At 55.6% G+C, this 6,829-nt stretch carries 6 protein-coding genes; 1 reads left to right on the top strand and 5 read right to left on the bottom strand.

Annotation, left to right across the window (positions count from 1 at the left end):
• The 4 genes from GS429_RS18170 to GS429_RS18155 form a co-directional block, all read right to left on the bottom strand.
• A partial coding sequence (locus GS429_RS18170; RefSeq protein ID WP_483870094.1) for a transposase occupies positions 1–582 on the bottom strand: 582 nt, incomplete at its 3' end.
• Positions 572–1,171, bottom strand: coding sequence for an SIMPL domain-containing protein (locus GS429_RS18165; RefSeq protein ID WP_160066815.1), 600 nt, complete (start codon positions 1,169–1,171; stop codon positions 572–574). The genes GS429_RS18165 and GS429_RS18170, both read right to left, overlap by 11 nt.
• A gap of 489 nt (positions 1,172–1,660) precedes the next feature.
• Positions 1,661–3,787 carry a PKD domain-containing protein gene (locus tag GS429_RS18160; protein WP_160066813.1) on the bottom strand — a complete coding sequence of 709 codons (2,127 nt, stop codon included), beginning with the start codon at positions 3,785–3,787 and terminating at the stop codon, positions 1,661–1,663.
• A gap of 275 nt (positions 3,788–4,062) precedes the next feature.
• On the bottom strand, positions 4,063–4,227 hold the full coding sequence (locus GS429_RS18155; protein WP_160066811.1) for a hypothetical protein: 165 nt from the start codon (positions 4,225–4,227) through the stop codon (positions 4,063–4,065).
• Between the two features lie 156 nt (positions 4,228–4,383).
• On the opposite strand from GS429_RS18155, the gene GS429_RS18150 reads away from it, so the two are divergent.
• Positions 4,384–4,995, top strand: a complete 612-nt coding sequence (locus GS429_RS18150; RefSeq protein WP_160066809.1) for a hypothetical protein — start codon at positions 4,384–4,386, stop codon at positions 4,993–4,995.
• 389 nt (positions 4,996–5,384) lie between these two features.
• On the opposite strand, the gene GS429_RS18145 is transcribed toward GS429_RS18150, so the two are convergent.
• Positions 5,385–6,767, bottom strand: coding sequence for an ATP-binding protein (locus tag GS429_RS18145; RefSeq protein ID WP_160066808.1), 1,383 nt, complete (start codon positions 6,765–6,767; stop codon positions 5,385–5,387).
• Positions 6,768–6,829: the final 62 nt, after the last annotated feature.

The following is a 6,829-nucleotide window of genomic DNA, read 5'->3' as shown; positions in this document are numbered from 1 at the left end:
GTAGAAGCCGAGATCGAACAGAAACAGCCGCCCACGCAGCCAGTTCCCTGTGCGGAACTGGCTGCTTTCATGGGTTCGTTCGTCGGTGAGCTTGAACTGTGCGAGCGTCTGCTTGGTCACGTTGTAGACGAGGTACAGCTGTGCTCCGGATTGATCTTCGTGAGTCGCTGGAAACGCCGTCAAAAGCCGATGCAACCTGAACACAGTTGCATCGGCGATCATCGTGTCGCAGAACTGGGTGAGTTGGGGTGCGATAGTGTGGGGAACTGCGACCTCCTCGAGCGCATGCGTGAAGAGGTCGCTCAGGAGGTCACGGAGTTCCGGCGTAAATCGGTCGTAGAAGCTGGAGCGAACGACGGTCTGGTTGGTCGCAGTCTGGTAGACCCGCTGAAACGAGGCGATAGAGCGGGTTTCGCCGTCTACGGCGAAGCCCATGATGAGCGACCAGACGAGCATCGTGATGTCGATCGTCCGCTGACGTTGGACGGCATCGCGCTCGCGCGCGATGCCTTCGATGACGTCTACGGGAAAGAGGGAAGTCAACCGGCGGCGTATGAGTGTTGGAGAGAGTTCAGGTAGCACAACCTCTCTCTACGCGGTTTCTGAAGATAACCTCATCAAAACGCTGGCGTCTGTCGATTTCGCTCCTTAACCGAACACGGATGGTATCCGTTGTTACGTCCCGAATGGAGCCTACAGCGACTCCTTCGGCGGCCGCGATTGACTCGGCCCGCTTACGGGCCCGGTTCATCGCTTCGGCAAGTGCGTCGTTTCGGAGTTCTCGACGGCTCTTTTCCTGGAGTCCGAACTCGACAGATTGGATAGTGCTGCCGGCATCCGTCACCTCGACGACGACGTCCGCTGCGGTTTCAGGGGCGCACTCAATCTGAAGCCGTTCCGTCGCCTGATACTGCGCGTCGGTCTCGGGTTCGAACATCTCCGACGTATGTTCAATGCGGCGATTCACAATTTGAATTCGAACGGCCGAGATATCCGTCAGTGAGTCTCGAATTGTTGATACCCGATCTCGGGCCGTCGACCGTGCAACTGTCGCTGTGTCACCGTCGCCGGTTACTGTTCCTGCAATCCTCGCCAGTTCGGGGGCTGTCTCACAGGAGGCGGTCGCGTTCGTCGTGATCGTACGGTCGGTCGTCGTAGTGTGTTCTGTCATTGTCTGTTTCTGTCGGTCCGTTCCGTTGCTTGTTGCATTTCAGGTCTCATCAATGAGCGTTTTGACCGCGTCCTTCGACGTGTGCGGGCATCCTGGCGTCGTCCGTGATCTCGAACGCATCACCCAACGAGAGGTCCTCCGCGAACTGCTCGTTCTAGTACCGGACCGCAACCCCGGTCGATTCGGCGTAGCCCACCCCGCGTCTCTCGTGATAGCGCTCGAATTCGCCGGCGGCGACCAATGCGTTGGGCTCCACCCTCCTGTATGTCCCTCCAACAGCGGTCCCAGCTGGAACTCCCCGCTGCGAGAGGGACTACGAGCGTGTACTGTCTATTCGCCATTGTGTCTCTACTGAAAACAATATCGTTAGATTATAATAAATATTTTCGACAATACTGGTGATAGATCAGGATCGCGTGATGGGAATGCAGTACTGGGACGAAATTCAGGGTCGTCGACCGGACTGCTGTTGCCAAGCAACCGCAGGCACTAGCCCTCAAGCTCTACTTCACTAGTTCGGTAGAGGATCAAAGAGACAACGCTGATAATACCGAGCAGGGCGGTAAAGCCGGGCGTACCATCATCGGTACCGCTGGGCGGTCCACCATCGTCACTGCTCTCCTCGACGATTATTTCCGTCGTCTCATTGACAGTGTGGTAGTCATCCGGTTTCTCAGCAGGATAATATTGGACTGCATAGGGGAGCGAAAACGTTTCGCCCCGTAGAGAGCCGTCTGAAACACGAAGGTTGATTCGCATCGACGTTCCCTCTCCGGGTGCGACCGTGCCAACCTGTATATGGGTCGTCCCGTCACCGTAGGTAACGTCGTGGTTTCCCGTCACTTCCACGCCCGGCGGCAGTTCGGTGATCAATTCGACTTCGGCCGCTCGCTCGTTGACCGACGGGTTCTGGACGGACAGCGACAGGAACTCGACTCCCTCGCGCACCCCAATCTCGGTTGTCGAAGCGGTCGAAGTCACCCTCGGGTCATCTCTGAACGATCCGACGTCGGCGGTCCATGCCTTGGTGTGCGTCGCGTTCCACTCGTCAGTGACGGTGGCCGTAATCGTATACCTGCCCGCCCGGTCGAAGGTTTGTGTGACGCTGTCTCCGGTCCCGATAGCGGTTCCGTCTCGAGACCACTCGTAGCTTAGGTCTCCACCGCCGTCTGTTTCCGCGTCGAGAGCGAACGTTTTCGTATCTCCGGAGCGCAACTCGATGACCTCCTCGGCCGGTTCAATGCGACTGAGTTCCGGCGGCTCGGATTCGGTGAGCGTTACGGTCCACGTCTGCGTAATGTCGTCTGTTGTGTCGATCCCGTCCGAGATCGAGGCCCGGACCTCGTACTCACCTAGTTCGTAGTCGGATCCGTCAATGGTCATCGACTTGCCGGTCGCGACCCGTTCATCGTCAACGAACCACTCGACGGTCGCGTCCCCATTTCCAGCGCTTATTACCGATACGGAAAACGGAAGCTCGTTGTACCCAACGAGCGTCTGTGTTGCGTGTTTCGGCGTCTTCGACTCGACTTGAGGCTGCTCCAACGGCGCGACCTCGAGGTCTGGTCCTGACGCGACGTCAGTCGTCAGTTGGCTATCCAGGTCCGAGAACTCGGTCTCTACGACGAACTTGACCTCGTACTCGCCCTCGGACTGCGGTGTGGGTGCCGTGAACTCGAGCGTCGATGGCCCCATCCCGATCGCTCCGTGGTCGTAGACCGCATCGGGTCTGTTGCTGGGTTCGTCTCCAACGGGGTAGATGTACGTCTCCACAGTGACGGAATCCCCGTTTCGCGGTCGGTTCACGTCGAGTTCGAACTCGATGTCGGATCCGGGTTCGAACAGTAGCTGATCCGTTGATCCAGTTGCATCAACCACATGCTGATCTGTAATGTAGACGCCACCGCGTTCCATCGGAACTGATTGATACTCTCCCTCACTGAGCGTGATATCGCGATGGCCCCAGTAGGGAGGATAGCCACCCTCCTCTGGATAGATTGCAAGTCGATACGCTCCTGGCTCCAGCAGCGCTTGATCAGTAAACTCGAAGAAACCGTCGTTTCGCTCGCCGTACTCGACGAGTTCCCGTTCGCCGTCGCTTTTTCGCTCGACCGTCAGAATCCCCGAGGAATCCAGATTACCGCTCTTGTCGTAGACCTGTCCGACGATCGTCTCCGGATTCGCATCGCACGTCTGTCCGGATCCCGCGATGTTGTAGTACGCCTCATCGATGGCCGACGACGCGATACTATCTTCGGCGTAGACACTGACCTTGACCGTGGCCTCCTCCCAAAAGTTTCCGACCTCGCCGTCTGTCACGAACGTGACGCGGTCATCTGACTCGTACCCCGATAAGTCTACCTCGTCAGTCGTAGATCCGTATCCCTCCTCGCTGACAGTAACTGAGATATGGCCTGGCGTTTCACCGCCGATATCGTAATCGACTGTGAGTTCGAACTCTTGGGTTGTTCCCGGTTCCAGCTCGGTACACTGATTCGGATCGGCGTCGACAATCTCGACGTCCGTTGCGGCGTGGGCGCTCCCCGATGCGACCACGAACGCCCCTAGCATCGCGATCCCCAATATTAAAACGACGTCCCCCCACCTCTGGCTCATTCTAAATTGAAAGAGATATTAGTAACAGAAATAATTTATCCTGCCAGACAGTACAACGGTCGGTGCTATCGCGCGGAGCAAACCGAATGGGAAGGAGACAAAAAGCAATTCGCCACCGACCTCGAAGAGGTCGCGACGCTCCTTGAGGATGTAACTGACGTCTCATGGACGGCTGAAGCGCCGCTGAAAGATGTCGGCAACGTGTTGAACACACTCGAGTCAGGAAAGACGGATGGGAGTTCTACCTCGGCGAATCGAACGGCCCCTGCCGACCCTCAGTCGACCTCGACGGCTACTACACAGAGATCCGGTTCTGCGGCGATGAAAAAGCAATCATCTCCCACGAGATCCCCGAACGAGACGTAAGCTGGGAGATTAAGTTCCGAGTCCGGAACGCCTATCGGGTCGACGAAGACGGCAATCCGGTCAAGGACTAACACTCAAGATCAACAGGCACCGTGCAGCGAACAGCGCGGCCTCCCAAGCAGAATAGCGATCGCCGACCGTCAGAACCCCCGAGACGGCCAAACCGCACTGGCGTCCAGTGATGGAAGGGCTTATATATAATATTATAATCAATTCAGGTGTGACTATATATGGACAAAATAGCAGAAACCGACGATGCGACGTATTACAAAGAAGAGAAAGACAATTCTCTATTTAACGGCGGCGGCTCCGCAGAACATGGCCTCGCTGAAGAGCTTTTTGGAGCCTGTTTCCTTCTATTCTGGGCTGGGGGTTTCACGATTATAGGTGTCGGAGGGAGTTTGGACCATGGCATTGCAGGAGATGTTCTCGCCATAGGAATCGGTATCGTTCTATTGATAGTTGCAGGAATGGGTGGAAGTCGACTCGTTGGTATACTTGTCGCAACCGCTGCACTCCTTCCGGGATTAATTGGGTCGTTTACAGTCATGAGTTCCTTCACCACTGGCTTACTGCTTAGTATTGCATCAATCGCAGTAGTTTGGGGGGCAAGTTCCTATTCTGCCACTGTAATAACTGACGAGGACAGGAGCGCCTTTTGGCTTTCAATCGGTTGTTTGGCAGGAGTATTTCTTCTTATAGAGACAGCCCATGCAGCACCAATTGGATGGGGCGAATTTGGTCGAAACGGGGGAATTTACTATGCACTCTGCCTACTCGTGCTCATGCTGCGTACACTCGAGAACGCAAAGGACGACGAAGACATCTCATACAGCAAATAGAACAGGGACAGACCAGCCACGGTATTTATTGTTCGAGATGGGTGCGCGACTAACAGAATCCGTGCTGACCAGACTCAGTCCTCGCGGATCTCCCCGAAACTCAAACTCATCACGATCGGCAGTAATGCTGGCTTCGACCCTGACAACTTCGATACGTCAGTCAAGCCGTCCACCCTCCGCCAGAGCGAGGAGCGACGCCGCGTCCTCGAGCGATACGCCCGCGCCCATGCTCCGACTGCAGCAACTGTCGAAGTCCGGTTGGCCGAGATGACGAACACGGCGTTCGCCCTCAACCCGGACGTCGGCGAGTCCCCGGAGGCACTCTCGGACAACATCAGCGTCCGCGATCTCCTCGGGACGGATGCCGACTATATCAAGAAGAACTGAGTCTAGGCATGCCGCACAATGGCATCCAAATCGAACAAACGGACGTCATCACGCTCTGAGACTGCCTCCTGGACAGACTGCGTTGCACCCCTTCGTGTGAATAATGCGTATTTTTTCTCTTCCTCACCAGTATCCGGAGTCCAGCGGATTTCAGTAGCATGATTTTCGAGTGAGGCAAGGGCTCCGTAGTCAAGCGGCGCATTAGTGAACTTGCACTCCCCCACGACCATCGTCCCATCTGTTGTGAATCCGACGACATCAACTTCATGCTCTTTGTACCACCAGCGGCCGATATCGAGAAACGTTTTCTCTGGGTAGAGGTTTGGGAGGGCATCCTGACACAGTGTCTCGAACTCTGGACTAACGAAATTCGGAAGCTCTGGTTCGATAATCGCCTCGTATGCATCTTCACCTAAGCGTTCGTACCGGTCTTCTTTCCCGTAGACGAAGCGAAACCAGAAACGGAATAGCGGATCTAAGAGACGATAGCGTCCACGACGTGACTTTGCCTTCTCTTCAGTGATTGGGACCTCTCGTTCGATAAGCCGTAGCCGTTCTAACTTTTGGGTATACGTCGAGATCTGCTTTCCATCGATACCCACTGTTTGGGCGATTTCGTTTGCCGTCGTCTTCCCTGCCGCAATCGCGGTGAGGATCGCAAAGTACCGGTTTGGATTAGTGAGTTCGGTCCGGAGCACATACTCTGGTTCGTTGTGAAGATACCCCTTTTGGGAGAGTACTTCGTCAGCGAGGACTGTCCCAAGGTGTTGGTCGAGATCGACGCCGTCGAGGTAGTACGGGACACCGCCGAAGATACCCCACGTGAAGATCTGCTCCTCAGGAGAATAGTCGTCTGGAATAAACTCCTGAGCAGCAGCGAAGTTGAGGGGGCGGAGGTCGATTTTTTCCGTGAATCGTCCATACAGGGGACTGTTGCCCAGAAGGGTCGCTTCTTCCATCATACTAATCGACGAGCCGACCAGAACGAGTGTTCCCGAGGTGTGCTGGAATCGCTGGTCCCACAATCGCTGGATGACCGATGGAAGGCTCTCGTCGGCGTCGATGAGGTAGGGGAATTCGTCAAGAACGACGACTCCGTCTTGATCTCCGATATATCCGAGCAGCGCTTCCCAGTTCTGTTTAATTTGCGTGATGCCAGGGAAGGTCTCAGACGCAACATCCACGAACTCGTCGAGTTGTATCTGGGAGGTGGTTTCTGTGGCCTGATAGACGACGGCGTCATCCCGATCTGAGAGCGAGTGCTGGACAAGTTGGGTCTTCCCGAGACGTCGCCGACCGAAGATGACGACCATCTCGCCATCATCGGACTCGTAGCACCCACGTAATCGAGAGAGTTCGTCCTCTCGGTCTACGAAGTGGTTCATAGGTGTACTCTGCCCCAGTGAAGAATAATACTTCCGGATAGCCTATTTCTAAATAGTCTAAT

This window comes from Natronorubrum halalkaliphilum, assembly GCF_009834785.1.
Lineage (GTDB): Archaea > Halobacteriota > Halobacteria > Halobacteriales > Natrialbaceae > Natronorubrum > Natronorubrum halalkaliphilum.
The sequence above is the reverse complement of the archived record's forward strand: the minus strand, read 5'-3'. Positions and strand labels throughout refer to the sequence as shown.